This window comes from Ruegeria sp. CDSB013 (assembly GCF_059611165.1).
This window is the reverse complement of the sequence record NZ_JBXWPA010000007.1, coordinates 86,841-113,758: the sequence shown is the minus strand read 5'-3', so window position 1 is coordinate 113,758 and position 26,918 is coordinate 86,841. Positions and strand designations below refer to the sequence as shown.

Annotated in this window: 24 protein-coding genes and 1 pseudogene; 17 read left to right on the top strand and 8 right to left on the bottom strand. The window is 57.5% G+C overall.

Annotated features, from left to right (window positions below):
• The first annotated feature begins 44 nt into the window (after positions 1 to 44).
• The 3 genes from AC2FJF_RS13515 to murJ are packed head-to-tail and all read left to right on the top strand — an operon-like array spanning position 45 to position 5,534.
• Entirely contained in the window at positions 45 to 1,217 is a 1,173-nt protein-coding gene (locus AC2FJF_RS13515; protein ID WP_496725860.1) for a penicillin-binding protein activator, read from the top strand.
• Positions 1,177 to 3,996, top strand: coding sequence for a [protein-PII] uridylyltransferase (locus tag AC2FJF_RS13510; RefSeq protein ID WP_496725859.1), 2,820 nt, complete (start codon positions 1,177 to 1,179; stop codon positions 3,994 to 3,996). Before AC2FJF_RS13515 ends, AC2FJF_RS13510 begins: the two co-directional genes overlap by 41 nt.
• Positions 3,993 to 5,534, top strand: coding sequence for a murein biosynthesis integral membrane protein MurJ (gene murJ / locus AC2FJF_RS13505; protein ID WP_496725858.1), 1,542 nt, complete (start codon positions 3,993 to 3,995; stop codon positions 5,532 to 5,534). The genes AC2FJF_RS13510 and murJ overlap by 4 nt, the downstream gene beginning before the upstream one ends.
• Here murJ and AC2FJF_RS13500 read toward each other — a convergent pair whose 3' ends face one another.
• Positions 5,535 to 6,221, bottom strand: a complete 687-nt coding sequence (locus AC2FJF_RS13500) for a rhomboid family intramembrane serine protease (RefSeq protein ID WP_496725857.1) — start codon at positions 6,219 to 6,221, stop codon at positions 5,535 to 5,537.
• A gap of 86 nt (positions 6,222 to 6,307) precedes the next feature.
• Between AC2FJF_RS13500 and trpS the strand changes: the two genes are divergently transcribed.
• The 13 genes from trpS (at position 6,308) to AC2FJF_RS13435 (ending at position 17,878) form a co-directional block, all read left to right on the top strand.
• The gene (gene trpS, locus AC2FJF_RS13495; protein WP_496725856.1) at positions 6,308 to 7,336 is read left to right on the top strand and encodes a tryptophan--tRNA ligase; all 1,029 of its coding nucleotides are present in this window, start codon (positions 6,308 to 6,310) and stop codon (positions 7,334 to 7,336) included.
• Positions 7,337 to 7,395: 59 nt separating this feature from the next.
• Complete coding sequence (locus tag AC2FJF_RS13490) at positions 7,396 to 8,259, top strand: branched-chain amino acid aminotransferase (protein WP_496725855.1); 864 nt, start codon at positions 7,396 to 7,398, stop codon at positions 8,257 to 8,259.
• A 65-nt stretch (positions 8,260 to 8,324) separates the two neighbouring features.
• Positions 8,325 to 8,780 carry a universal stress protein gene (locus AC2FJF_RS13485; protein ID WP_496725854.1) on the top strand — a complete coding sequence of 152 codons (456 nt, stop codon included), beginning with the start codon at positions 8,325 to 8,327 and terminating at the stop codon, positions 8,778 to 8,780.
• A gap of 9 nt (positions 8,781 to 8,789) precedes the next feature.
• The gene (locus tag AC2FJF_RS13480) at positions 8,790 to 9,383 is read left to right on the top strand and encodes a 2-hydroxychromene-2-carboxylate isomerase (RefSeq protein ID WP_496725853.1); all 594 of its coding nucleotides are present in this window, start codon (positions 8,790 to 8,792) and stop codon (positions 9,381 to 9,383) included.
• Positions 9,384 to 9,452: 69 nt separating this feature from the next.
• Positions 9,453 to 10,016, top strand: coding sequence for a NifU family protein (locus AC2FJF_RS13475; RefSeq protein ID WP_058273506.1), 564 nt, complete (start codon positions 9,453 to 9,455; stop codon positions 10,014 to 10,016).
• Positions 10,006 to 10,590, top strand: coding sequence for a tRNA (adenosine(37)-N6)-threonylcarbamoyltransferase complex dimerization subunit type 1 TsaB (tsaB, locus tag AC2FJF_RS13470; protein WP_496725852.1), 585 nt, complete (start codon positions 10,006 to 10,008; stop codon positions 10,588 to 10,590). Before AC2FJF_RS13475 ends, tsaB begins: the two co-directional genes overlap by 11 nt.
• Entirely contained in the window at positions 10,590 to 11,003 is a 414-nt protein-coding gene (locus AC2FJF_RS13465) for a GNAT family N-acetyltransferase (protein ID WP_496725851.1), read from the top strand. Before tsaB ends, AC2FJF_RS13465 begins: the two co-directional genes overlap by 1 nt.
• A 159-nt stretch (positions 11,004 to 11,162) precedes the next feature.
• Positions 11,163 to 12,161 (top strand): BMP family lipoprotein, encoded by a 999-nt coding sequence (locus tag AC2FJF_RS13460; RefSeq protein ID WP_282152454.1) that lies wholly within the window; start codon positions 11,163 to 11,165, stop codon positions 12,159 to 12,161.
• Positions 12,162 to 12,250: 89 nt separating this feature from the next.
• A complete protein-coding gene (locus tag AC2FJF_RS13455) occupies positions 12,251 to 13,780 on the top strand; it encodes an ABC transporter ATP-binding protein (protein ID WP_496725850.1) in 1,530 nt (509 codons plus the stop codon).
• Between the two features lies 1 nt (position 13,781).
• Complete coding sequence (locus tag AC2FJF_RS13450) at positions 13,782 to 14,876, top strand: ABC transporter permease (RefSeq protein ID WP_108860780.1); 1,095 nt, start codon at positions 13,782 to 13,784, stop codon at positions 14,874 to 14,876.
• Positions 14,876 to 15,844 (top strand): ABC transporter permease, encoded by a 969-nt coding sequence (locus AC2FJF_RS13445; protein ID WP_472722859.1) that lies wholly within the window; start codon positions 14,876 to 14,878, stop codon positions 15,842 to 15,844. Before AC2FJF_RS13450 ends, AC2FJF_RS13445 begins: the two co-directional genes overlap by 1 nt.
• 346 nt (positions 15,845 to 16,190) lie before the next feature.
• Positions 16,191 to 17,111 carry a sulfite exporter TauE/SafE family protein gene (locus tag AC2FJF_RS13440; protein ID WP_108860778.1) on the top strand — a complete coding sequence of 307 codons (921 nt, stop codon included), beginning with the start codon at positions 16,191 to 16,193 and terminating at the stop codon, positions 17,109 to 17,111.
• Between the two features lie 2 nt (positions 17,112 to 17,113).
• Positions 17,114 to 17,878 (top strand): TIGR02186 family protein, encoded by a 765-nt coding sequence (locus AC2FJF_RS13435; RefSeq protein ID WP_496725849.1) that lies wholly within the window; start codon positions 17,114 to 17,116, stop codon positions 17,876 to 17,878.
• 8 nt (positions 17,879 to 17,886) lie between these two features.
• On the opposite strand, the gene AC2FJF_RS13430 is transcribed toward AC2FJF_RS13435, so the two are convergent.
• The 7 genes from AC2FJF_RS13430 to AC2FJF_RS13400 form a co-directional block, all read right to left on the bottom strand.
• Positions 17,887 to 18,615: an SDR family oxidoreductase gene (locus AC2FJF_RS13430; RefSeq protein WP_496725848.1), complete on the bottom strand. Its 729-nt coding sequence runs from the start codon at positions 18,613 to 18,615 to the stop codon at positions 17,887 to 17,889.
• Entirely contained in the window at positions 18,612 to 20,144 is a 1,533-nt protein-coding gene (locus AC2FJF_RS13425) for an ATP-dependent DNA helicase (RefSeq protein ID WP_496725847.1), read from the bottom strand. The genes AC2FJF_RS13430 and AC2FJF_RS13425 overlap by 4 nt, the downstream gene beginning before the upstream one ends.
• Positions 20,145 to 20,204: 60 nt before the next feature.
• Positions 20,205 to 20,843, bottom strand: coding sequence for an acyl-homoserine-lactone synthase (locus tag AC2FJF_RS13420; protein WP_496725846.1), 639 nt, complete (start codon positions 20,841 to 20,843; stop codon positions 20,205 to 20,207).
• 84 nt (positions 20,844 to 20,927) lie between these two features.
• Entirely contained in the window at positions 20,928 to 21,647 is a 720-nt protein-coding gene (locus AC2FJF_RS13415) for a helix-turn-helix transcriptional regulator (RefSeq protein WP_496725845.1), read from the bottom strand.
• Positions 21,586 to 21,804 (bottom strand): hypothetical protein, encoded by a 219-nt coding sequence (locus tag AC2FJF_RS13410; RefSeq protein ID WP_496725844.1) that lies wholly within the window; start codon positions 21,802 to 21,804, stop codon positions 21,586 to 21,588. The genes AC2FJF_RS13415 and AC2FJF_RS13410 overlap by 62 nt, the downstream gene beginning before the upstream one ends.
• Positions 21,805 to 22,011: 207 nt before the next feature.
• Positions 22,012 to 23,298 (bottom strand): crotonyl-CoA carboxylase/reductase, encoded by a 1,287-nt coding sequence (gene ccrA / locus AC2FJF_RS13405; protein WP_496725843.1) that lies wholly within the window; start codon positions 23,296 to 23,298, stop codon positions 22,012 to 22,014.
• Positions 23,299 to 23,411: 113 nt separating this feature from the next.
• Positions 23,412 to 24,800, bottom strand: a complete 1,389-nt coding sequence (locus AC2FJF_RS13400; RefSeq protein WP_496725842.1) for a 1-acyl-sn-glycerol-3-phosphate acyltransferase — start codon at positions 24,798 to 24,800, stop codon at positions 23,412 to 23,414.
• A gap of 141 nt (positions 24,801 to 24,941) precedes the next feature.
• Between AC2FJF_RS13400 and AC2FJF_RS13395 the strand changes: the two are divergent.
• Positions 24,942 to 26,912, top strand: a pseudogene (locus tag AC2FJF_RS13395) (protein meaA); the annotation flags it as partial.
• Positions 26,913 to 26,918 lie beyond the last annotated feature (6 nt).

Below are 26,918 nucleotides of genomic sequence, written 5' to 3'. Positions count from 1 at the left end.
ATTGGTGGTACCCCAAGCCGCCGGGACAGGGAGTTTTCATTTAGATGTTTACCGTTTGCAAGCCCGTTCGCAAGCTGGCGAAATCCGCCGCGATCCTGGCAGCCGCCGCATTCCTCGCTGCATGTGAGCCCGGCGGCCTTGGTGGAGGCCCATCCATTAACACGTCGAAACCCGTTCCGGTCGCACTATTGGTTCCGGCGGGATCGGGAAATTCGGGCGACGCTCAACTTGCACGGAGCCTTGAGAACGCAGCGCGTCTGGCGATGGCCGATTTGCAGAATGTTACGATAGACCTACGTGTTTACGACACGCGGGGCAGCTCGAACACGGCCGCGACAGTGGCGCAACAAGCCGTCGCGGATGGGGCGAAGATCATCATTGGCCCGGTTTACGCGCAGGCAGCAAACTCGGCAGGTCTCGCTGTGCTAAACAACAAGGTCAACGTGCTATCCTTCTCGAACAATACCAGCATTGCAGGTGGCAACGTCTTTGTTCTGGGCCCGACCTTTCAGAATACGGCTAACCGTTTGGTCAACTTTGCCGGATCACAAGGCAAGACCAGCATGGTCATCGTCCACAGCAACGATGCAGCCGGGCAGCTTGGTCAATCGGCGATTGCAACTGCGCTTGCCGGCAGCCGCGTAGCGAATGCTGGTACGATTGGTTATGACCGGTCCCAGCAAGGCGTCATCAACTCGGTTCCGACGATCAAGGCAACCGTGGATGCTGCCGGTGCAGATTCGGTGTTTCTGACAGCGACGACAGCTGGTGCGCTGCCGCTATATTCGCAACTGTTGCCAGAAGCTGGTGTGTCGTCGGCCACCACCCAATTCCTCGGCCTGACGCGCTGGGACATACCGGCACAGACGTTAGAACTGCCAGGTGTTCAAGGGGGCTGGTTCGCCCTGCCCGACCCGGCAAAGGCGCAGGCATACCGCCAGCGGTATAACAACACCTATGGCGAGGCTCCGCACCCGATCAGTGGTCTGGCCTATGACGGCATTGCAGCAATTGCGGCTTTGGTCAGCCAGGGCAAATCCGATGCGTTGACCACGTCAGCCCTGACCCAGAACGCCGGATTCCAAGGCGTTGGTGGCATCTTCCGCCTTCGGTCCGACGGTACGAATGAACGCGGTCTGGCCGTTGCCACGATCCAGAACAAACAGGTAGTAGTGATTGACTCCGCCCCTCAAAGCTTCTCTGGCGCCGGTTTCTGATCAGCCGGTGCTGACACTCACCCCCAAGGGTGAGCTGATCTGCGCGGCCGATGAAATTTTCGACAGTACCGCCATCCTGGCGCAACTGTCGGAAGCCTTTGAAAATATTAAGGACAATGCCGCGCGGCGGAATGAAACCGTGCGCATCCTGCGCGATGCCCAAAAGGCTGGGCGCAAGACCATTGCGGATGCCTTCGCTAAACGCCCCTTTGACGCCAGACCTTTGACACGGTCCTACACCTATCTTACCGACGGGTTGGTCTGCACAGCAATGCAGGTGGCCAGCACCTATCTGCATCGACTGGCAACGCCGACGCAGGGCGAAAAGATTGCGGTTCTTGCTGTTGGTGGATATGGCCGCGGCGAAATGGCCCCGGCCTCGGACGTCGATCTGCTATTTCTGACCCCGTACAAGATCACCGCCTGGGCTGAGAGTGTCATCGAGTCCATGCTCTACATGCTTTGGGATCTGCGCCTGAAGGTTGGCCATTCATCCCGAACGATCAAGGATTGTCTGCGACTGGGCACCGAGGATTTCACCATCCGCACCGCCATGCTGGAGCAGCGTTACCTGGCTGGCGACGCGGCCCTTGCCGAAGAGCTTGATAGCCGCCTGAAAACCGAGCTGTTCAAGGGCAGCGAGCGTCAATTCATCGAGGCCAAGCTGCAGGAACGTGACGAGCGCCACCACAAACAGGGCGAGCGCTATATGGTCGAGCCCAACGTAAAAGAAGGCAAGGGTGGGCTGCGCGATCTTCAATCGCTCTACTGGATTGCAAAGTACATCTATGGCGTTCAGGACGTGGCTGAACTGGTCCCTCTGGGCCTGTTTGAACCCGAGGAATTCGACACCTTTGTAGAGGCCGAAGAGTTTCTGTGGGCTGTACGCTCTCATCTGCATCTGCTGACCGGTCGTGCGACAGAACAACTGACCTTCGACCTGCAGGTCGAGGTTGCCGACCGTATGGGTTATGAAGACAGGGCCGGACGACGGGCTGTTGAAGTGTTCATGCAACGCTATTTCCGCGAGGCAACGCGCGTTGGTGAACTGACCCGGATCTTCCTGACCAAACTCGAAGCGTCACACGTGAAAGGTGCCGCCCTACTGGAACGCATCTTTCGGCGCCGACCGCGTGTCAAAGCAGGGTACAAGGTCGTTCACGGTCGCTTGGATGTAGCGGACGCCAAGAAGTTTCTGTCCGACAAGCTGAACCTTCTGCGTCTGTTCGAGGAAGGTCTTCGCACTGGCATGCTGATCCACCCGGATGCGATGCGGCTGGTGACAGCCAACCTAAACCTCATCGACGACGACATGCGCCAAAACAAAGAGGCGCAGCGCATTTTTCTGGACCTGATGCTGAAACACGGCAACCCGGAACGCGCCCTGCGCCGTATGAACGAATTGGGAGTATTGTCGGCGTTTTTGCCAGAGTTCGAACACATCGTGGCGATGATGCAGTTCAACATGTATCACAGCTATACAGTGGACGAGCACACGATCCAGACCATCGTCAACCTGGCCCAGATTGAACGCGGTGAACTGGTTGAATCGCTGCCGCTGGCCTCATCGATCCTGAAACGCGGGGTTAATCGCAAGGTCCTCTATGTGGCCTTGCTGCTGCACGATATCGCCAAGGGGCGACCCGAAGATCACTCGATTCTGGGCGCTCAGATCGCACGCAAGGTTGCTCCACGGTTGGGTCTGAACAAATCAGACTCTGAAACCGTGGAATGGCTGGTGCGATATCACCTGTTGATGTCCGACATGGCGCAGAAACGCGACATCTCGGACCCGCGCACCGTGCGCGATTTTGCCAAGGCGGTTAAGACGGTCAAACGGTTGGATCTGCTCACGGTTCTGACCGTGTGTGATATTCGCGGCGTTGGGCCCAACACCTGGAACAACTGGAAGGCCACCCTGCTGCGCGCCTTGCACGCTGAAACCAAACGGGCGCTTGAAACCGGTATGGAAGACCTGAACCGGGCCAACCGTGGCGCAGAAGCCAAAAAGGCGCTGCGTTCGGCGCTTGACAATTGGTCGAAGGCTGACCTGAAGGCCGAAACAGGACGACACTATGCGCCCTACTGGCAGGGCCTGAACCTGTCTACACATATTGAGTTCGCGAAAATGCTACGCGCTCTAGAACACAGCGGCGACCCCGGCGCGATGGAAATTCACCTGCACCCGGATGACTATCGCGACGCTACCCGCGCGTGTTTTGCCATGGCAGACCATCCAGGGATTTTCGCCCGCATCGCCGGCGCGCTTGCGTTGGTTGGGGCCAACGTGGTCGACGCCCGTAGCTATACCACCAAGGACGGGTACGTCACCGATGCGTTCTGGATTCAGGATGCCGAGGGCCACCCTTTTGAGGACAGCCGATTACCGCGACTGACACAGATGATCCAAAAGACGCTCAAGGGCGAAGTCGTGGCGCGTGACGCTCTGAAATCGCGCGACAAGATCAAGAAACGCGAACGCGCCTTCAATGTGCCGACCCATATCATCTTCGATAATGACGGGTCCGAGATCTACACCATCATCGAGGTTGATACACGCGACCGCCCGGGCCTGTTGTATGACCTGACCAGAACGCTGGCGGCGGCCAATGTCTATATCGCCAACGCCGTGATCGCGACCTATGGTGAACAGGTTGTCGATACGTTTTACGTCAAGGACATGTTCGGCCTGAAATACCATTCCGAAAGCAAACAACGCGGTCTTGAGACCAAGCTGCGCAAAGCCATCACCGAAGGTGCGGAGCGCGCAATCTCATGAAACAGATCCGTTTGTTTTCAGGCCTGTTCACGGTCGGATTCTGGACTCTGGCCAGTCGAATTTTGGGATTTCTCCGAGAGATTCTGCTAACCGCCTATATCGGGCCCGGTCCGGTGATGGACGCCTTTGTCGCCGCTTTCCGCCTACCCAACATGTTTCGCCGCTTCTTTGCCGAAGGGGCCTTTAACGCCGCTTTTGTGCCAATGTTCTCGAAACGACTGGAAGGCGAAGAAGACGCCGAAGGGTTTGCTCAGGATGCCTTCAACCTGCTGGCGGCGGCTGTTTTGGCACTGGTTGGATTGGCGATGGTTTTCATGCCTGGACTTGTCTGGCTGACCGCCGAAGGGTTCTATGGCGATGAACGCTTCGACATGGCCGTCGACTATGGTTACGTCGTTTTTCCCTATATCCTGTTCATGTCGTTGGCCGCACTGTTTTCCGGCGTTCTGAACGCCACCGGTCGATTTGCTGCCGCCGCCGCTGCGCCTGTCTTGCTGAATATTTTTGCTTGCACTGCGTTGATCGCAGGCGCGTTGTCCGGCGGCGAAGTGATCCGGTGGCTGATCACTGTCATTCCGCTGGCAGGAGTCGCGCAACTGACGCTGGTCTGGGTGGCGACTGAGCGTGCGGGTATTCGCATTCGCCCCGGATTGCCCAAGCTCAACCCGGAAATGCGGCGCATGGTTCGCATTGCAGTACCCGCCGCCCTGGCGATGGGTGTAACACAGGTCAATCTGGTTGTTGGCCAGCTGGTCGCGTCCAAAACCGAAAAGGCCGTCAGTTGGCTGTTCGCTGCAGACCGGCTGTATCAACTTCCCTTAGGCGTCGTCGGCATTGCGGTGGGAATCGTCCTGCTGCCCGATCTGTCACGGCGCCTGCGCGCAGGGGACAAAGACGGTGCGCGCAATGCTTATTCCCGCGCCGGAGAGTTCACACTGCTGCTGACCCTGCCGTCCACTGTTGCCTTTCTGATCATTCCAATACCTCTTGTGTCGGTCCTGTTCGAACGTGGCCAGTTCAGCCCCGAGGACACGGCAGCCACTGCCTTGGCCGTAGCTATCTATGGCGTCGGTCTGCCCGCTTTCATGATACAAAAACTTCTGCAACCGTTGTTCTTCGCGCGCGAAGACACTCGCTCTCCGTTTCGCTATGCCGTGGTTGCGATGATCATCAATGCTGGGCTGGCCTTTGGCCTTTACCCGTTGGTCGGATGGATCGCACCTGCGATCGCGGCCTCGACTGCGGGCTGGGCCATGGTCGTTCTGCTGGCTATAGGGGCGCGGCGTTTTGGCGATGAGGCGCAGTTGGATGACCGCTTCAAGCGCCGCGCATGGCGGATTGTAACCGCCTCTTTAGGTATGGGTGTGGTTCTGTACGCCGCGCTGTATGTCTTTGGTTGGACGTTCCAGCTGCCAGGCTGGCGTTATCTGGCGCTGCTTGTCCTGATCATATTTGCAGCAGCCGCCTATTTCTTCCTCGGCCACCTCTTCAAAGCGTTCGAGCTGTCCGAGTTCAGGAAAGCATTGCGCCGATCCTGATCAGTCGCGGCGAATACGTCCCACGATCCGCGCCCATCCGCCGGGAGCCAGAAAAAACGACAAGCCAAATCCGGTGGCAAATCCGCCAAGATCTGCGACCCAATCCGATGTGCCGCCAAACAAAAGGCCGAACACCAGCTGGATGCCCATCAAGACCGCGATAAGGCTGAATGCGCGGGACTGGTTCTCACCGACCAGAGACAGCTTGCGCCACAGCAACCACGTGAACGCACCGATCAGGCCATAGACCGGAGGGAACCCTCCGACCAACGGGTAATTTGGGTTCAGCACCAGCGCATAGATCAACGCACCGCCAATCCCAGACACAACGAAAATGATCAGCATCTGCAGGCCACCGAACACTTCGGCCACCAATTTGCCCATAGCCAGAACGAAGACGCTGACAAAAACCGCCTGGGTAAAACTGCCCGAGACGAACGGATAGGTCACGAAACGGATCACGTGTTCAAACGGCCAGCGCCCGTTCTGGATCATCCAGTGAAAGATGTCCGGGGAAAATGAATAACTCTGCAAGGCATCCAGGCGCCAACCAACTGCGCCAGGTCCTCCGACCAGGCCGCGCGAACCCAACGTAAACGCCAATTCGATCCCCATGATAAACAACACCAACGCCACCACGACCGGCGGCAAGGGGTTCACGGCGGGTGTATAATGCTCACTGCTCATTGGGCTGGCCTTTCGCGGCTGTTGACGTCCCTTGACCTCATGGGTAAGCGACGGGGGCTGATTTTTCCAGACGGGAGTTCCCTTCGATGACCGAAACCAAGTTCACGCCGCGCGTGTTTTCCGGCATCCAGCCTTCGGGAAACCTGCACCTTGGCAACTACCTGGGTGCACTCAAGCGTTTTGTGGATATGCAGGGCGAAGATTACGAGACCATTTACTGCATGGTCGACCTGCACGCGATCACCGTCTGGCAAGACCCTGCCCGTCTGCGCGAAAAGACCCGCGAAGTCTGCGCCGGTTTCATTGCCGCCGGTCTGGACCCCGAAAAGTCCATCCTGTTCAATCAGAGCCAAGTGGCCGAGCACACGCAGCTGGCGTGGATTTTCAATTGTATCGCCCGCATGGGCTGGATGCAGCGGATGACTCAGTTCAAGGACAAGGCGGGCAAGAACGCACAGAACGCCTCATTGGGTTTGTTTGCCTATCCGGCGCTAATGGCGGCGGATATCCTGACCTACCACGCGACACATGTGCCGGTGGGCGAAGACCAGAAACAGCATCTGGAACTGACCCGCGACATCGCCATCAAGTTCAACCATGACTACGGCGTGGATTTCTTCCCGGTGACCGAACCGGTCATCGGCGGCCCCGCGCCACGTGTGATGAACCTGCGCGACGGCTCTCGTAAAATGTCATCTTCGGACCCGTCCGACATGACCCGGATCAATATGACCGACGATGCCGATGCGATCGCCAAAAAGATCCGCAAGGCCAAGACCGACCCGGATGCGCTGCCTTCAGAAACCGATGGTCTGTCCGAACGCCCCGAGGCCCGCAATCTGGTCAACATCTACGCCGCGCTCAGCGATCAAACGGCGGAACAGGTTCTGGCCGAAGTCGGCGGCAAGCAATTCGGCGAATTCAAACCGATGCTGGCCGAGCTGGCGGTCGCCAAACTGTCGCCGATCTCAACCGAGATGGCGCGCCTGATGGGTGAAGAGGCCGAGATTGACCGGATTCTCGCACGCGGCGCGGAAAAGGCGCGGGCGATAGCGGCCCCGATCCTGCAACAGACCTACGACATCGTGGGTATGGTTGGCGCAAAACAAGGCTGATTGCGCTGGACCTTCCCGTGACGCCTTCCTAGGTTGCCCCGAGGGCAAAGGAGGGCGTCATGGCAGTCGGCAAAAATATCCGCACCTATTTTGATGGTCAGTGGCACAACGGGGACGCCCCGATCATGCGGGCGGCAGACCATGGCGCTTGGCTGGGATCTTCGGTCTTTGACGGCGCGCGATTTTTTGACGGGCTTACCCCGGATCTGGTTGCCCATTGCGAACGGGTCAACCGCTCGGCCGAGGCGCTTTTGCTGACTCCTACCGTGACGACCGAACAGATGGTCGAGATCGTCCGCGAAGGGCTGGATGGCTATGCCAAAGGTTCCGCCGTCTATATTCGACCGATGTATTGGGGCATCGACGGTGATGCCACGGCCATTGTGCCTCAGCAGGACAGCACCGGCTTTGCTATCTGTCTGGAAGAGATACCAATGGCACCGGAAACAGCTTCGGTCACGCTGACCACCACGCGATTCCGCCGACCGGTTCTGGAATCAGCCGTTGTGAATGCCAAAGCCGGATGCCTGTATCCCAACAACGCCCGAATGCTGAAAGAGGCCAGGTCCAAAGGGTTCTCGAACGCACTGGTTGCGGACGCCTTGGGTCATGTGGCGGAAACCGCCACCGCAAACATCTTCATGGTTCGCGATGGCGAGGTCTTCACCCCTACGCCCAATGGAACTTTTCTGGCCGGAATCACCCGAGCGCGACATATCAAAAACCTGCGCGCCGACGGCGTGACGGTCCACGAATCCGTCCTCAGCTTTGAAGATTTTCATAAGGCGGACGAGGTGTTTATGACCGGTAACATGAACAAAATAACCCCCGTCACGGCGTTGGAGGACACTCAATATCAGGTCGGACCGATTGCACGCCGCGCGCGCGCGCTCTATTGGGACTGGGCTGCAAGCACTCGGTAGTCATACGCCGTGTTGCCAGCCCGCATTTGGTCGGGCATGATCCCCCTAAATACACGAGGACACCCATGCGTAAGTTTCTAGTCATTCTGGATGACAGCCGCGAATGCCTTAACGCGATGCGTTTCGCTGCAATGCGTGCAGCCCATACCGGTGGAGGGGTAACGATCCTGTCCGTCATCCCACCCGATGAGTTCAATCACTGGATCGGTGTTGCCGAAACCATGCGCGAAGAGGCACGCGAACGCATTCATGCGCATTACGAAGTTTTCGCCAAATGGATGCGCGACAAACAAGGGATCGACCCCGAGTTGTCCATTCGCGAAGGCGACCCTGTCCCTCAGATCATCGAACATGTCCAGTCAGACCCGGACATCGGCGTTCTGGTCCTGGGGGCTGGCATCGAAAAGAAAGGGCCCGGTCCACTGGTGACGCAGCTGACCAAAAACTCGGGCAGCCTGCCGATTCCGATCACAATTGTGCCCGGCGACCTAAGCAAGGATAAGCTGGAAGCCATCACCTGAGGCCACCCAATGCAATGCCGCATCCAGTTCTGGTTCGAATTCGCATCGACCTATTCCTACCTCAGCGCCATGCGAATCGAACAGGCTGCGGCACAGCATAACGTCGCCGTAGAATGGCATCCCTTTCTTCTGGGGCCCATTTTCGCGGCGCAGGGCTGGAACAATTCTCCGTTTAACATTTACCCGGCCAAAGGGCGCTATATGTGGCGCGATATGGAGCGTTTGACGGCGCAGCGCGGCCTGCCCTTCCGGCAGCCGGACCCGTTTCCGCAAAACGGCCTGAAGGCTGCGCGCCTCACGCTGGCTATTGAAAATCAGACCGACAGGGCGCGATTTGTTCGGGCGGTCTATAAAGCCGAATTCGCACAAGGTCAGAATGTGTCGGAAGATGCAGTTCTGGTTGATTGCCTGAAATCCGCCGGTTTGCCTGACGACCTTTTGGACAGAACCCGAGACCCCGAGATCAAGTCAGTTCTGATCGAGCAGACCAAAACCGCACAGGCCAAAGGACTGTTCGGTGCGCCGAGTTTTCTGGTCGGCGACGAACTATACTGGGGAGATGATCGGTTGGATGATGCGATCCGGTTGGCGGCCAACATTTAGAATCGTTCCAAATCTTGACTTATCCGGCCCGGACCCGCATATCAGAAGCAACTGAAACGGAGCCGTGACATGTTCATCCAGACCGAATCCACGCCGAACCCTGCAACCTTGAAATTTCTGCCCGGCCAAACCGTGCTGGAAGCGGGCACTGCGGATTTCCCATCGGCTGAAGCCGGTGAAAAATCACCTTTGGCAAAACGGATTTTTGCGGTTAGCGGAGTAACGGGTGTATTCCTCGGCAATGACTTCGTGACCGTCACCAAGTCCGATGATGTCCAATGGGATCACATCAAGCCTGCGATTCTGGGTGCGGTGATGGAGCATTATCAATCCGGCCAACCGGTCATCGGCGCTGGTGAAACAGCCGCATCGGGCCATGCAGAGCACACCGGCGAGGATGCAGAAGTAGTTAATCAAATCAAAGACTTGCTTGATAGCCGCGTCCGTCCGGCAGTTGCTCAGGATGGCGGCGACATCACGTTCCACGGGTTTGACCGGGGCGTTGTCTACCTGCACATGCAGGGTGCTTGCGCGGGCTGCCCGTCTTCGACCCTGACGTTGAAGATGGGTATCGAAAACCTGCTGCGCCACTACATCCCCGAAGTGACCGAGGTTCGTCCTGTTGCCGTCTGACCCCATTATTTTGGCGTTTGATACATCGGCCGCGCATTGCGCGGCCGCTTTGTTGTGCGGCAACCGGATCGTGACTTCGCGCATCGAAGCCATGTCGCGCGGTCAAGCCGAACGTCTGATGCCGTTGCTGGAAGAAGTTCTGGCCGATGCCGGATATGGGTGGAAAGACCTGTCCGCGATCGGTGTCGGCGTTGGACCCGGAAACTTTACCGGCATCCGAATCTCGGTTTCTGCGGCGCGCGGCCTAGCCCTAGGGCTTGGCGTTCCAGCGGTAGGCGTGTCCGGGTTCGACGCTTTGGCCGAAATGCCTACGGACGCCCTGCCTGCGATCCGCGCCCCGCGTGATCAGGTTTACGTGGCGTTCCCGGACCAAGGTCCGATGCTAATGCCTCAAACTGAGGCAGAATCACTTGGCCCTCTGATCCTGAATGACGACGCCGATGCACAGGTTCGTGCTATTGCCCGGGTCGCCGGGCAAAGGTGGCAAACCGAAACTGCGCAGCCAGCGCCACTCTATGTTCGGCCTGCGGATGCGGCCCCTTCCAAAGACACACCCCCGGTTTTGCTGGACTGATGAGCCCCGAGGAACTTGCCAAAACACACGCGGCGGCATTTACCCAGTCACGGTCGTGGGCTGCGGTCGAATTTGCGGATCTTCTGAACAATCGGTTCATACATATCGTTGGAAATACTCAATCTTTTTCGCTGTTCCAGGTGATCGGCGATGAGGCTGAATTGCTGACAATCGCCACGCATCCAGACGTTCAGCGGCAGGGCCTGGCCCGAGCGTGCATGCAAGAGTGGCATTCCAAAGCAAAGGCTTTGGGCGCGACGCGCGCTTTCCTGGACGTCGCTGCGGATAACCTGCCCGCCATCGCGCTGTATGAACACAGCGGTTATCGCGCCTGTGGTTTGCGCAAGGGGTATTACCTGCGCGAAAACAATCAGAAAATCGATGCTATCGTGATGGAATCCGCGCTGGATTGACCGCTTAAGACATATTTTTTCGACCAAATGGTCAAAAATCTGTTGACCACGGCGGTTGCAAACGTCCTTAATTCCCGCCATCACAACAGTTATGCTCGCTAACAGTGGGTGAACGGGGCTATCTTCGCCCCGACCGATAATAACAAACGGGAGTATAAAATGACCCTGATGAAATCCTTGATGGGTGCCACCGCCGCAGTCGCACTTACGGCTGGCGCTGCGCTGGCAGATCCTGCCCTGATCTTTGATCTCGGCGGCAAGTTCGACAAATCGTTTAACGAAGCCGCCCACAATGGCGCGTCGCGTTGGGCCGAAGAAACAGGCGGCACCTACAACGAGATCGAAATCCAGTCCGAAGCACAGCGCGAGCAAGCTCTGCGCCGTTTCGCTGAATCCGGCTCAAACCCAATCATCACGATGGGATTTGGTATGGCAGATCCGCTGTCCGCCGTGGCTGCTGACTACCCGGACACCAAATTTGTTGCAGTTGACGTCAACTGGTTGGACATCCCCAACATCCGTCAAATCGGTTTTGCCGAGCATGAAGGATCATATCTGGTCGGCATGATGGCCGCGATGGCATCGGAATCCGGCACCGTTGGCTTTATCGGTGGCATGGATATCCCGCTGATCCGACACTTTGGCTGCGGTTATGCGCAGGGTGCCAAGGCTGTAAACCCTGACATCAATGTTGTTGCCAACATGACCGGTACCACCCCGGCAGCATGGAACGACCCGGTGAAGGGTTCGGAATTGACCAAAGCACAAATCAGCCAGGGCGCTGACGTGATCTATGCAGCCGCTGGTGGCACCGGTGTTGGCGTACTGCAGACCGCGGCAGACGAAGGCATCCTGTCGATCGGCGTGGACAGCAACCAGAACCACCTGCACCCGGGTAAGGTTCTCACCTCGATGCTGAAACGCGTTGATGTTGCCGTTTATGATGCGATGTCAGCGGGCGAAGGCCTGGAAACCGGCGTGTTCCAGATGGGTCTGGCCGAAGAAGGTGTTGGCGTCGCCATGGATGACAACAACGCACCTCTGGTCTCGGACGAGATGAAAGGCGCAGTCGACAAAGCGCGTCAGGACATCATCGACGGTAACGTCTCTGTTGTCAGCTATTATGAGAACGACAGCTGCCCGGCACTGCAGTTCTGATATCGCGCAAGGCGGGGGTACAACCTCCGCCTTGCCCCCGACTCTGCCGCGTATGACACCGCGGCCCTTTCGGCAATTGAGGACAAGACATGACCGTCCCCGCCATTGAGCTCAAAGGGATATCCAAAGCCTTTGGGCCGGTTCAGGCCAATAAAGACATTTCCATCAGCGTCGCCCCCGGTACGATCCATGGGATCATCGGTGAAAACGGTGCGGGCAAATCCACGCTGATGAGCATCCTCTACGGCTTTTACAAAGCCGATAAAGGTGAAATCTGGATTAACGGCAACAAGACCGACATCCCTGACAGCCAGGCGGCCATTGCTGCCGGGATCGGGATGGTGTTCCAACATTTCAAACTGGTTGAGAATTTCACCGTTCTGGAAAACATCGTTCTCGGTGCCGAGGACGGCGGGCTGCTGGCCCCGTCCTTGTCCAAAGCGCGCAAAGAACTGAAAGCGCTGGAAGAGGAATACGAGCTGTTCGTAGATCCCGACAAGCGCATCGACGAGATTGGCGTCGGAATGCAGCAAAGGGTCGAGATCCTGAAAGCCCTGTATCGCAAGGCCGAGATTCTGATTCTGGACGAACCCACCGGGGTCCTGACCCCGTCCGAGGCTGACCAGCTTTTCCGCATCCTTGACCGCCTGCGGGCCGAAGGGAAGACAATCATCGTAATCACGCACAAGCTGCGCGAAATCATGGAAAACACCGATACGGTTTCGGTCATGCGTCGCGGCCAGATGACGGCAACGGTGAAAACAGCCGACACCAGCCCCGAAGAACTGGCCGAGCTGATGGTGGGCCGCAAGGTGCTGCTGCAGGTCGACAAAGTACCTGCGCAACCCGGTAAGCCCGTTTTGGAAATTGAAAAGCTCAGCGTTTTCGATTCGGCCGGGGTCGAACGGGTCAAGGGTATCGACCTGACCGTTCGGGCCGGTGAAATCGTCGGTATCGCTGGCGTGGCCGGAAATGGCCAATCGGAACTTCTGGAAGTTCTGGGCGGCATGCGTCCGGGTCAGGGGTCGATCAAACTGAACGGTGCCCCGCTGGCGCTTAGCGGCCCGGGATCGGACGGTCAGGCCCGTCGCGCCCAGCATATTGCGCATGTTCCGGAAGACCGTCAGCGCGAAGGTCTTGTGATGGACTTCCACGCTTGGGAAAACGTGGCCTTTGGCTATCACCGTGATCCTGCCTATCAGAGCGGGATATTCATGAACAACGCCGCCCTGCGCGCCGATACCGAGCGCAAGATCGAAAAATTCGACGTCCGGCCACCTGACGCGTGGCTTCCGGCCAAAAGTTTCTCGGGCGGGAACCAACAAAAGATTGTTGTCGCACGCGAAATTGAACGGAACCCGGATCTTCTATTGGTCGGACAACCAACCCGCGGCGTCGACATCGGCGCGATCGAGTTCATTCACAAGCAGATCGTCGCGCTGCGCGATCAGGGTAAAGCAATCCTGCTGGTCTCGGTCGAGTTGGAAGAAATCTTCTCGCTATCGGACCGCATCGCTGTGATGTTTGACGGACATGTCATGGGCGAAAGACTGCCCCATGAAACAGATGAAAAAGAACTTGGCCTGTTGATGGCCGGCGTTGCGGGAGAGGCCGCGTAACATGGAAAAGATGCCCAAATGGGCCGATGTGGTGCTGATCCCGCTGATCAGTCTGATATTGGCCGCAATCTTGTCCGCTTTGGTCATTCTGGCCATCGGTGAAAACCCGATCGAAGCGGTGAAACTGATGGTGACCGGTGCGCTCGGGTCGACCTACGGTTGGGGGTATACGCTGTATTATGCCACCAACTTTATGTTCACCGGGTTGGCCGTGGCTGTCGCCTTCCACGCCCGACTGTTCAACATCGGGGGCGAAGGTCAGGCTATGCTGGGCGGGCTGGGCGTTGCCATGGTATGCCTTTACATCCCGTGGCCGCATTGGAGCATTGCGCTGTTGGCGGCTTGCGCAGGTTCGATGCTGTTTGGCGCCGCATGGGCCGCCATTCCGGCCTATCTACAAGCCAAGCGCGGCAGTCACATCGTGATCACAACGATCATGTTTAACTTTATTGCGGCGGCATTCCTGAACTACGTGTTGGTCAATCTTATGCGACCACCGGGCGCGCAAGACCCCTCGTCTGCGCGTTTCCCCGAGGCCGTTCACCTGCCCACATTTCAGTCGATGTTCTCAACCGCCGAAAACGTGGTGTTTAAAGGGACCCCTGTTAATATCACGTTCTTCATTGCGGTTTTGGCCTGTTTTGTCGTCTGGGCACTGATCTGGCGGACAAGGTTGGGCTATGAAATCCGATCTTACGGCAAAACCGAAACCGGCGCCGTCTACGCAGGCATTTCACCTGTGCGGATCACGATCATAGCGATGCTGATATCAGGCGCGCTGGCGGGGCTGATGGCGATCAACAACGTGATGGGCGAGGCAGAGCGCTTGGTCTTGAACGCGACCGAAGGCGCGGGTTTCATCGGCATCGCCGTGGCGCTGATGGGCCGGTCGCACCCGTTTGGTGTATTCCTAGCGGCGATCCTGTTCGGGTTTCTCTATCAGGGCGGCGCAGAATTGGCTTTCTGGACGTCGATCCCGCGCGAACTGATCGTAGTCATTCAGGCCCTGGTGATCCTGTTCACCGGAGCATTGGACAACATGGTCCGGATGCCGCTTGAAAAGCTGTTCCTGAGCCTGCGGAAGGGAGCGCAGTGATGGAGTTCTTCATTACCTTCATCCAGGTCCTGGATTCGACCATCCGTCTGGCCACACCGCTATTGCTGGCTTGTCTGGCTGGGCTCTATTCCGAACGTGCAGGCATTTTCGACATCGGTCTGGAAGGCAAGATGCTGATGGCCGCCTTCTTCTCGGCAGCCGTCGCGGCCGTGACCGGATCAGTCTGGTTGGGCCTGCTGGCGGGGATCGCCTCTTCTCTTGTTCTTTCCGGACTTCACGGTTTGGCCTCGATCACCTTCCGGGGCAACCAGTTGATATCCGGGGTCGCAATCAACTTTCTTGCGGCAGGTATGACGGTCCTTGTCGCGCAAAGCTGGTTCGAACAGGGCGGACGCACGCCCTCACTGTTTGGTGGCGGTCGTTTCACACCGATCAACTTCCCCTTTGCCGAGTCGCTGAGCGGAGTGCCGATCATCGGGCCGATCTATTCCGAGTTGCTCTCGGGCCATTCAGTCCTGGTCTATGTCGCGTTCCTGATGGTTCCGGCAACATGGTGGATTCTGTATCGCACACGGTTCGGCTTGCGCCTCCGCGCTGTGGGTGAAAACCCCGCTGCCGTGGACACTGCCGGTGTCTCGGTCGTTGGCTTACGCTATGCCGCTGTTGCCATCTGTGGCGTGCTGTGTGGCATCGCCGGGGCTTATCTGGCCACTGCGCTGCAGGCCGGCTTCGTCAAGGACATGACCGCAGGCCGTGGGTTTATCGCGCTGGCTGCACTGATCTTTGCGAAATGGCGGCCGTGGCATGCAATGGGCGCCTGCCTGTTATTCGGCTTGTTGCAGGCCATCGCGCTGCGGTTCCAGAACATCGATCTGGGCGGCGTGGTCATCCCTGTGCAGGCGATGGACGCCCTGCCTTACGTCCTTACCGTGGTCATTCTGGCCGGGTTTGTCGGCAAGGCGGTTCCGCCGCGCGCCGGTGGCGAACCCTATGTGAAAGAGCGCTGATAAGTCCAGTTTCGGACTCAGTTCAGTCCTGTTCGCTGCAGAGCGGCATGCGGAGTTGATTTTGCATGCCGCAACCGTTCTAAAGGGGTATGCATGTGTCGCCAATCATACCCCACGACTCGGAATCCACCCGGACCGTGTATTTGGGAACGCATGAACGCCTCAGCACTGAGGAAAACCAGACATTTAGCCTTATCAGGCTGCTGGCATGATGCCCAGCGAACCGACATCCGCCATGTGGCCACGGGGCACTGCCGCCGCGCGTCGCATTAAACCTACACCACTTTGCCTTGAGGCGACCCCGGTCACTCTCTGTGACCCGCCTACCCTCATCCAGTAGCTCGATATGCAAATTTACCTTCCTATCGCCGAAGTTTCTGTCAACGCCTTCCTTCTATTGGGGCTTGGGGGGATGGTCGGCATTCTTTCGGGCATGTTCGGTGTCGGCGGCGGTTTCCTGATGACGCCCCTGCTGTTCTTCATCGGCATTCCACCGGCCGTTGCGGTTGCAACCGAAGCCAACCAGATTGTTGCCTCTTCATTCTCTGGGGTTCTGGCGCATTTTCGACGAAAAACGGTCGACCTAAGAATGGGGACCGTCCTATTGATAGGCGGCTTAATAGGTGCTGCACTTGGGGTGGTGATCTTCAACTACCTCAAAAGCCTCGGGCAGGTCGATCTGCTTGTGACGTTGTGCTACGTCGTGTTCCTTGGCGTCGTGGGCGGTTTGATGTTCATCGAAAGCCTGAACGCGCTCCGTAAATCCAAGAAAGGCGTGTCCGCACCCCCCAAGCGTCGCCAGCGCGGCTGGGTGCATGCTATGCCGTTCAAAATGCGGTTCCGGACTTCGGGCCTGTATATTTCGGTCATTCCGCCTGCACTGGTTGGCCTGTTCGTTGGCGTTCTGTCAGCCATTATGGGCGTTGGCGGCGGGTTCATCATGGTGCCCGCGATGATCTACCTATTGGGAATGCCCACCAAGGTCGTGGTCGGAACATCCCTGTTCCAGATCATCTTTGTCACCGCCTTTACGACCATGCTGCATGCCACCACCAACTTTACAGTTGATGTCGTTCTTGCCGTATTGCTTCTGGTTGGCGGCGTCATCGGCGCGCAGATCGGAACTGTGATTGGCGCACGTATGCCAGCCGAGCAGTTGCGGGTGTTGCTGGCAGCGCTAGTTCTTGCGGTTTGCGGAAAGCTGGCCCTGGATCTGCTGATTGAACCATCCGAGCTGTTCTCGCTTGGCACCGGCGGAGGGCACTGATCATGCTGAAACGCTTGCTTGTTGCGCTGGCCCTTTGCGCCAGCCCCGCCCTGGCCGTTGAGGAAGAGGTCGTTCTGGGACTCAGCCAGGATCGCGTGGCCATCACCGCCAATTTCGACGGATCTGAGATCCTGGTATTTGGCGCGGTCAAACGCGAGGCTCCCATTCCGTCAGGACCACCGCTGGAAGTGATTGTCGCAGTGTCCGGCCCATCCAGTCCTGTCACCGTTCGGCGTAAAGAGCGCAAACTTGGAATCTGGGTCAATACTGACAGTGTCCTCGTAGACGAAGCCCCCAGCTTCTATGCGGTTGCGACCAGCGCGCCCTTGAATGAGATTCTGTCAGATACCGAAGACCTGCGGTACAGCGTATCAATCGAACGTGCCATCCGGTCTGTTGGTGCTGCGATGAACATCCGCGGCGCGCAGGAATTCGCGGACGCTGTTATTCGTATCCGAGAGAACGAAAGTCTGTATTCCATTCGCGAAGACACAGTGGCCGTTGATGAACAAACCCTGTTCCGTACCTCGATCGAAATGCCGGCGGACTTGACTGAAGGCGACTATGTTGCGCGCATCTTCCTAACCCGCGGCGGCCAGGTCGTTTCACAATTTGAGACCACTATCGACGTGCGAAAAGTGGGGTTGGAGCGGTTTTTGTACAACATGTCCCGGCAGCAACCGGTCTGGTACGGCCTGATGTCTTTGGTCATTGCCATTGCGGCGGGTTGGGGTGCGTCAACCGCGTTCCGCCTACTGCGCGAGTAACTGACCGGTTACCCGCGTCCGATATAGGGCATGGTCGTGGCCATCACGGTCATGAACTGAACGTTTGCCTCAAGCGGCAGGTTTGCCATGTGCAAGACGGACCGCGCTGCATCTTCGACGGCCATTGTTGGGTCGGGCTGCTGCCCCTCTGCAATGGTCGCATCGACCAAGCCCTGCACCATCTGTGTTCGCGCATTGCCGATATCGATCTGCCCACAAGCGATATTGAAGCCCCGCCCATCCAAAGACAGGCTGCGGGTCAGGCCCGTAATGGCGTGTTTCGTCGCCGAGTAATGCACCGAGTTGGGGCGCGGCACATGGGCAGCAATTGAGCCGTTATTGATGATACGCCCGCCTTGCGGCGATTGGTGGCGCATGATCCCAAAAGCCTCGCGGGCACACAGGAACATGCCATTCAGGTTGACGGCGACGCTTTGGTACCAATCGTCCAACGCGATCTCGTCAATCGTTCCCCCCGGCGCGAAAATTCCCGCGTTGTTGAACAGAACATCCAAATGGCCCGCCTTACTCTGAAAGTCACCAAAGGCGGCCTCGACCGCTTGTGCATTTGTGACATCCGCGACCAATGGAATTGCGTTTGCGTGCTCTGCAGCCATTTGGTTCAGCTTGCCAGCACTGCGCGCCAATAGACCAACCGTCCATCCCTGGGCCAGAAACAATTCAGCAGTGGCGCGCCCTATGCCAGAACTTGCGCCGGTCACAATAATGGATGTCATGTCTCTTCTGCCTCCAATGTCAATGAGGCCGCCGGGACAGCGCGCAGGTCGTCCACACGCAGCGGATAGGTCGGCTTGGCAAGCCGGTTGCGCACGACCCAGATCAACCTTTCCTGTGCGCGTGTGATGGCCACATAGGCCAGACGTTTCCACAGCGGCTGTCCGGCTTCGGTACGGCCCATACGGGCAGCGGCGTAGATATCCGGAGCAAACACCTGAACAGTGTTCCACTGCGACCCTTGCGCCTTGTGAATGGTGACCGCTGCGCCGTGAAGAAAGGTGGCGCCCATGCGGGCGGCAAATGGAATAAACGGCTCTTCTTCGTCCGGTTTTTCAATCTTGACGATGGATGCGGCGCTGACCTGCGGGTCTTCTGCCCCCATCACGTGCAACCTGGAAAACCCCGGTTTGCGGCCAGGACCCAGATAGATGACCTGAGCGCCCTTGATCAGGCCGCGCGCCTCAAGATCCAGCCGTTTCTTGCGATGTTTCAAAGGTAATTCGATACCGTCGCAGATAAGCGGTTCGCCTTCCAACAATTCGGTATCCGGCGCGCCGTGAACATTCCGAAAAGCCTGAATTAGCCGAATGCGGGTTGCATTGCGCCAGACCAGAACGGGACTGCGGGCCATCAGATCGACCTCGACCCGCTGCCCCCAGACCACACGGTCGTCCTGACGGGCGGTCTGTTCGACCATGCGCTCAAAATCTTCGAACCCCATCTGCGGGTCAGACAGCGCATGGGCAAGGTCCAATATCGGGTTGTCCGCCTCCTGTCGGTGAACCCGGTGAAGTATCTGTTTGCGCGGTTCGGGTAACGCTTCGAACACCATGCTACCCGACTGATTGACCGGCGCCAATTGTGCCGGGTCACCAAACAGTAGAAGTGTTGGGAAGATTTCTTGCAAGTCTTCGAACTGCCGGTCATCCAGCATCGAGGCTTCGTCCACAAACCCGATGTCCAACGGCTCGTCCCGGCGTTTCCAGCCGGTGATAAAATCGGAGCCCCGTAACCCTGCCGCGGCCAACGCTCCGGGAATGGATTTGTTGTTCTGGTAGAACGCCGCGGCGCGATCCAGCGCCTCGTCGGTCAGGCCTTCGATTTCGGGACGCTCGTCATTGCCTGCCAGCCATTCGGCGATGCGCTCGTATTCCGGATCGTAGACGGGTGTATAAAGGATGCGGTGGATCGTGGTGGCTGGCACCCCGCGCAGACGCAATACGCTGGCCGCTTTGTTCGTCGGGGCCAATATCGCCAGACTGCGTTTTTCACGGGCTTTGCGGCTCTCGAAATCGCCGGACACAATCTGAACGCCGGTGTCCGCAATGGCCTTGTAAAGCTCGGCCAGTAGAAGCGTTTTTCCGGACCCTGCCTTGCCAATCACAGCCATCACACCGGATTTACCCGATCCCGGAAGCTTCAGCAGCGCGTCATCGTCAAGGTCAACACCTGCCGATTTCAGCATCTCAGAGATGCTGTCATACGCGGCGGCCTGGTCGTCAGAGTAAGTCACAGAGGGCAAAGACATGGCGCGACCCTACAAGCCCGCGCCAGCTATCACCAGATGTGGAATTCGGTTTTCACCCTGTCAGGCTGACAATGCAAACGGGTGCTGTCTGCCAACGCCGAAAGCCGTCTTGAACCACAGCCGCGACAATTCACGCGGGATGCCCGCGCGCTTGGCCACGCGGTTGCAGTCGTCCGCCGAATACGGCCACATCCCGACCGAGATTTGATCACGCCCTTTACCTTCGGTGCCCAGCACGATCGGAGATGATCCGATCAGGCGATAGATGCGAATCATACGCGCATCGAAAACACCCGCAATGTGGGTTAGACCAAACCCCTCCATCATCTCGCCGCCGCTAAGCATGATGGCCCCGGCCGTGTGCGGGCTTGCCGTGCGCGACAGGCAAAAGCGCGTCACTTCCCAGATCAAGGGGCTGTTGATTGGTTTGCCGCCCGTCAGGTGTCCAAACACCTCGTTCACCATAACCGGACCGGTGGTCGGCATCACGCGCATGGAGCCGCCGTGGCTGCCATCCGGTTCTTCCCAAATGACATAGATCGGGTTCAGATCATCGTACTGATCCCGCTCTTCCCCATTGTCGTTGACATGAACATCCCAGCCCAGCCGGGTTTTGAATTGATCGGCGCGGTCCCGAAACATCCCCTCGGCCAGTTTTGGATATTTGTGCAATTCGTCAGCATAGACATAGCGCAACATGACTCTTTTCCCCTTGTCGTCCTGTGCAAGAACGAAGGAGGTACAAAGTCGTGGTTAATTTCCGGTTTTTGGTGCGGGCGCGCTTTAAACGACTATTAACCCTCGGCTCAGGGCCGTTGCGATAGCATGAGTTGTGTTTTGCGCACCCAGCTTGGCGCGGGCGCTTTCGATATAAACCCTCAGCGTGTGTTCCGAGATCGACAAGGAATGAGCGACCTGTGCCCTGCTATAACCCAGGGCGAGCAAGGTCATGGCGTCCACTTCACGCGGCGACAATCCACGTGCAGAATCGGGCTGACGGTCACTTTCAAACTCCAGCGCCTTTCGGTTGAAGTAATGCGCAATCAGGATCAGTTCGCGCCCATGCGTTTTGATGAACTTCTGCCAGGTGTCATCGTCACAGGTATGATTGACGGTAAACAAAGCGAATTGGCCATTCGGGCCGCGGATCGGAATGGAATAACCTTGATTGCCAACGCCGTGCTCTAATGCATCCTTCAAAAACGTCTTGGCAACCTTGCCCGACCAATCCAGCGTCTTCCAGTCCACCGGATGAAACCGTTGGAAACAGCCCAGTATGACCGGATCAATTCTGTGATAGTTACGCTCGCGGTACCGTTCGGCCCAAACGTCGGGATAGGTGGTATAGCCGTATTGATCACCGGCCCCGTCGACCCAATGGTAAATCAGGTTTTCAATCTGCAGCCTGTCCCGCAGGCGAATGGCGACTTCGCTTAATTCGTCAAGCGAGCTGGTGTTTTCCAAGTCCTCCAGAACCTGGCTCATATCGAGTTTTGTTGCCATCCCCTGGTGCCCGAACCTCATTCTTTCTGGACGAGATTTCGGCTGCGGCGATCAGCTTGGTGTCATCCAACTGCTCGGCAAGCGCGGTCAAACCGTTTTCAACAGCAAAGGCGCTGAGGTCCGACAGTACGTCCAGTATCCACTCATTTTGCGCCATCAGCGTCTCTCCGAAACGGTTAACGAAGGGTTAACACAACCATAGCATGAGGAAGTTTTTTTGGCCTATTCACTGATTTCTACTCCCCAAAAACAGCGGGGTATTCTCGCTTAAGCCTTTAAAAAGGCTAAGACCACCGCCCAAAAAGAAACACCCGCGAGCCAGAAAACCGATTCGCGGGTGTTTTGGATTTTGTCTGAGACGAAGTTAGTCGCGTGCGGCCAGAACCTCTTCCAAGGTGCGCATCCCGGTCTGTGGAGCCTGAACCAACACCGACATGTTGCCCGGCTTATGCTCGTTCCGCAGCATCTTCATGTGCGCCTCGGGCAGATCATTCCAGGTGAACACTTCGGACATGCAGGGATCCAGGCGACGTTCAACCATCAGCTGGTTTGCAGCCGCTGCCTGCTTGAGGTGGGCAAAGTGCGAGCCCTGCAGACGCTTCTGGTGCATCCACATGTAACGCACATCGAAGGTCAGGTTGTAGCCGGTTGTACCAGCGCAGATCACAACCATGCCGCCCTTCTTCACAACAAAGGTCGAAACCGGGAAGGTGCTTTCGCCGGGGTGCTCGAACACCATGTCGACGTTGTTGCCTTTACCGGTGATGTCCCAAATGGCCTTGCCGAATTTGCGGGCTTCTTTGAACCACTCGGCATATTCTGGTGTGTTCACTGTGGGCAGCTGACCCCAGCAGTTGAAGTCTTTGCGGTTCAGAACGCCCTTGGCACCCAGACCCATGACAAAGTCACGCTTGCTTTCGTCTGAGATCACACCAATCGCGTTTGCACCTGCGGTGTTGATCAGCTGGATCGCATAGGAACCCAGACCACCCGACGCTCCCCAAACCAGAACGTTCTGGCCCGGCTTTAGGTCGTGTGGCTCATGACCGAACAGCATCCGGTAGGCAGTCGCCAGCGTCAGCGTGTAGCAAGCGCTTTCTTCCCAAGTCAGGTGCTTGGGCCGCGGCATCAGTTGCTGGGCCTGAACATTAGTGAACTGCGCGAACGAACCATCGGGGGTTTCATAGCCCCAAATCCGCTGGCTGTCCGAATACATCGGATCACCGCCGTTACAATGCTCGTCATCGCCATCATCCTGGTTGCAGTGGATGACGACCTCGTCACCAACTTTCCAGCGGGTCACTTTTGAACCAACGGCCCAAACGATGCCCGACGCATCAGAACCGGCAATGTGGTAAGGGGCCTTGTGGCCATCGAACGGCGAAATCGGCTTACCCAGCGACGCCCATACGCCGTTGTAGTTGACGCCGGCTGCCATGACCAGAACCAGCACTTCGTGACTGTCCAGCTCGGGGACGTCCACGACTTCTTGAATCATCGCGGTGTCCGGGTCGCCGTGGCGCTCCTTGCGGATCGCCCATGCATACATTTTCTTGGGCACAAAACCCATCGGAGGGATTTCACCCATCTCATAGAGGTCTTTTTCCGGTGCCTCGTACGACGCGATGCCGCTGTCGGTGTCCAGAGCCATGTTGGCCTCCTTCAGTTCTAAACCTTTGCCGCGATGCAGAATCGCGTGCATTAACCGATGGAATATTGGCCTTTAGGAAATAATGCAACCGAAATCGGTGCTGTTTTGTAACTTTATGACCCAGCGGATGCAGAAATTTCCTTCGCATCTGCAGCATTTCCCTCGTCTGGTCCCATCGGAACCGAGGCTGCATAATACTCCAGAAGATCAACCCTTTGACCGGACAGGCATATTTTCCCGTCACTGCGCCTGAGAATTCGCCGTTCGACCAACTGATCAATCGCGGCTTCAACCGACGTCTGGTTCTCTTGGTCCGTCATTCCATTGCGACGCATGAGCTCGACAATCACCTGAACGGCATCGGCCTCCGACATCTCTTTATGCTTTTTCATGAGCCAACAGGCGGCAGGAACGGGAACCAGCGGGATAGCAGCGCGGAGTCGCGTCATCAGGTCACGCGCCAAATCGGTCATCAGTTCGCGCTGATGATCTGCCCGAAACGCCCGCAAGGAAACGGGCTGACCATATCGGACCGAGGCTAGGCCAAATCGTTTGTAGCGCCCGATCCCGCGCCGCCAGAGTTGTTTGAGGATCCATCTGGTGATTACGCCGATCCGCGCGCGAAACCGTCGTTCATTGCCTAATGCGGCACGCGTCAGAACAGTATCTTCGAGCACACGATCATAGTTCAGCGCCACGGGGACGAATACAACATCGCGGCCCTCTTCCGAGGTCCCGTCAATAATATATTTGAGCAAACCCAGCTTTGGACGACCCAGGGCACCAGTCAGACTTAGCCCACCTTCGGGGAACATGGCCTGCGTCACTCCTGCCGCGGTCGCGTGGCGCACATAACAGGACAACACCTGACGATAGAGATCATTGCCGGACTTTCGCCGGATAAAATAAGCCCCCATCGCACGGATCAGACGGCTAAGGGGCCAGACACGGGCCCATTCACCCACCGCATAAGAAAGGGCCGAATGTTGCGCTGCGAGGTAGGTAACCAGCACATAGTCCATATTGCTGCGATGATTCATGACGAAAACCACCGTGGCGTCGGGGTCGATGTTTTCGACAGCGTCTTCGTCCTGATAGCTAAGCTGCACGTGATAAAACGCATTGCTCAGCAAACGAGCCAGACGGATCGCAATGCTGAAATAGGCAACGGCTGAAAACGAGGGAACGATCTCACGCGCGTATCGCTGCGCTTGCTCGAACGCCACAGCATCGGGGACACCCGTTTCGCGTGCGTGATCCTGAACGGCCTGACCAACCTGCGGGTCATAGATCAGGCGCTGAATCATATCGTGACGGTGTGCCAACTTGAACGGCTGGATCGGCCGCTTCAGGCGCGTGTTCAATCTTTTCACCGCTCGTTCGAGTCGACGCCTGAAAAACCACCGCACCGACGGGAACAGAAAATGTGATGCCAGAGTGACCACGGCAAACACCAGGATCAGCAAAAAAAGCCAAAGCGGAAGTTCCACGGTCTGAGTCATGCGTGCACCCTGCCACCAAACGCTGCGTCCTACAATCTGAAGAACCTAATATGCCGCGACGCAGCGAATTGACATGTCCCGAAAATTGCGCTTTAGAGGCCGGGAACGTAATTTTCTTGCCCAACCGAGACACGAGGTCCAGCTATGACGCAGACGCAGAAAGATCGCCCCTGGCTCATCCGAACCTATGCCGGTCATTCCACCGCCAAAGCGTCGAATGCGTTGTATCGCGGGAACCTCGCAAAAGGCCAGACGGGCCTTTCAGTGGCCTTTGATCTGCCCACGCAGACCGGATATGACAGCGATCATACACTTGCGCGCGGCGAAGTCGGCAAGGTTGGCGTACCCGTCGGCCACCTGGGCGATATGCGGGTTCTGTTCGACCAGATTCCGTTGGAACAGATGAACACCTCGATGACGATCAACGCGACAGCGCCTTGGCTGCTTGCGCTCTACATCGCTGTGGCCGAGGAACAAGGCGCAGATATCTCCAAGCTGCAGGGCACAGTTCAGAACGATCTGATCAAGGAATACCTGAGCCGCGGCACCTATGTCTGCCCGCCTAAACCCTCGCTCAAGATGATCGCCGACGTGGCCGAGTATTGTTATACTAACGTGCCGAAATGGAACCCGATGAACGTGTGTTCCTATCACCTGCAAGAAGCTGGCGCGACACCGGAACAAGAGCTGTCTTATGCGCTGGCCACAGCCATCGCCGTTCTGGACGAACTGCGCCCTCGTGTACCCGCCGACGATTTCCCAGCGCTTTGCGGACGGATTTCGTTCTTTGTGAACGCAGGTATCCGGTTTGTCACCGAAATGTGCAAAATGCGCGCTTTCGTCGATCTTTGGGACGAAATCCTGCACGAACGCTATGGTGTTGAGAATCCGAAATTCCGCCGATTCCGGTATGGCGTTCAGGTCAACTCGCTTGGGCTGACCGAGCAGCAGCCCGAAAACAACGTCTACCGCATCCTGATCGAGATGCTGGCCGTGACTCTTTCGAAAAAAGCCCGCGCCCGCGCAGTTCAGCTGCCCGCATGGAACGAGGCACTGGGCCTGCCCCGCCCGTGGGATCAGCAATGGTCGATGCGGATGCAACAGATTCTGGCCTATGAGACCGACTTGCTGGAATATGGCGACCTGTTCGACGGCAACCCCGCTGTTGACGCGAAGGTTGAAGAATTGAAAGAGGGCGCACGCGCCGAACTCGCCAATCTGGATTCAATGGGCGGAGCAGTAGCGTCGATCGAATACATGAAGTCACGGCTTGTTGATTCAAACGCTGAACGCCTGAACCGCATTGAACGGAACGAAACTGTCGTTGTCGGTGTGAACAAGTGGATCGAAGGCGAACCCTCGCCCCTGCAGACCGAAGATGGCGGCATCATGGTCGTTGACCCTGCTGTCGAACAAGAACAAATCGCGCGCCTGAATGAATGGCGGCAAGATCGCGATGACGCAGCTGTCGCGGCGGCTCTGGCCGCGCTGCGCGAAGCGGCGCAAAACGGCACCAACGTCATGGAGCCCTCAATCGCAGCTGCCAAGGCTGGCGTAACCACGGGTGAGTGGGCCGAAGAAATGCGCAAAGTCTACGGTACCTATCGCGGGCCCACGGGCGTATCGGGCTCGGTCTCGAACAAGACAGAAGGCTTGGAAGATCTGCGGGCTGCAGTGGATGCGGTCAGCGACAAGCTTGGTCGCCGTCTGAAGTTCCTGGTCGGCAAGCCGGGGCTGGACGGTCACTCGAACGGGGCCGAACAGATCGCATTCCGCGCCCGGGATTGCGGGATGGATATCAGTTACGAAGGTATTCGCTTGACTCCCGAGGAAATCGTAACCGCCGCTGCGGATGACGACGCACATGTGATCGGTCTGTCTATTCTGTCAGGCAGCCACATTCCGCTTGTGCAGGACGTCATGAACCGGCTGCGCGAGGCCGGGCTGAATCATATTCCGGTGATTGTAGGTGGCATCATCCCCGATGACGACGCCGCAAAGCTTACTGCAATGGGTGTTGCAAAGATCTATACGCCCAAGAATTTCGAACTGAATGCAATCATGGGCGATATCGTCACTCTTGTAGATCCTCAAAACCTGGCTGCCGAGTAACGCCGG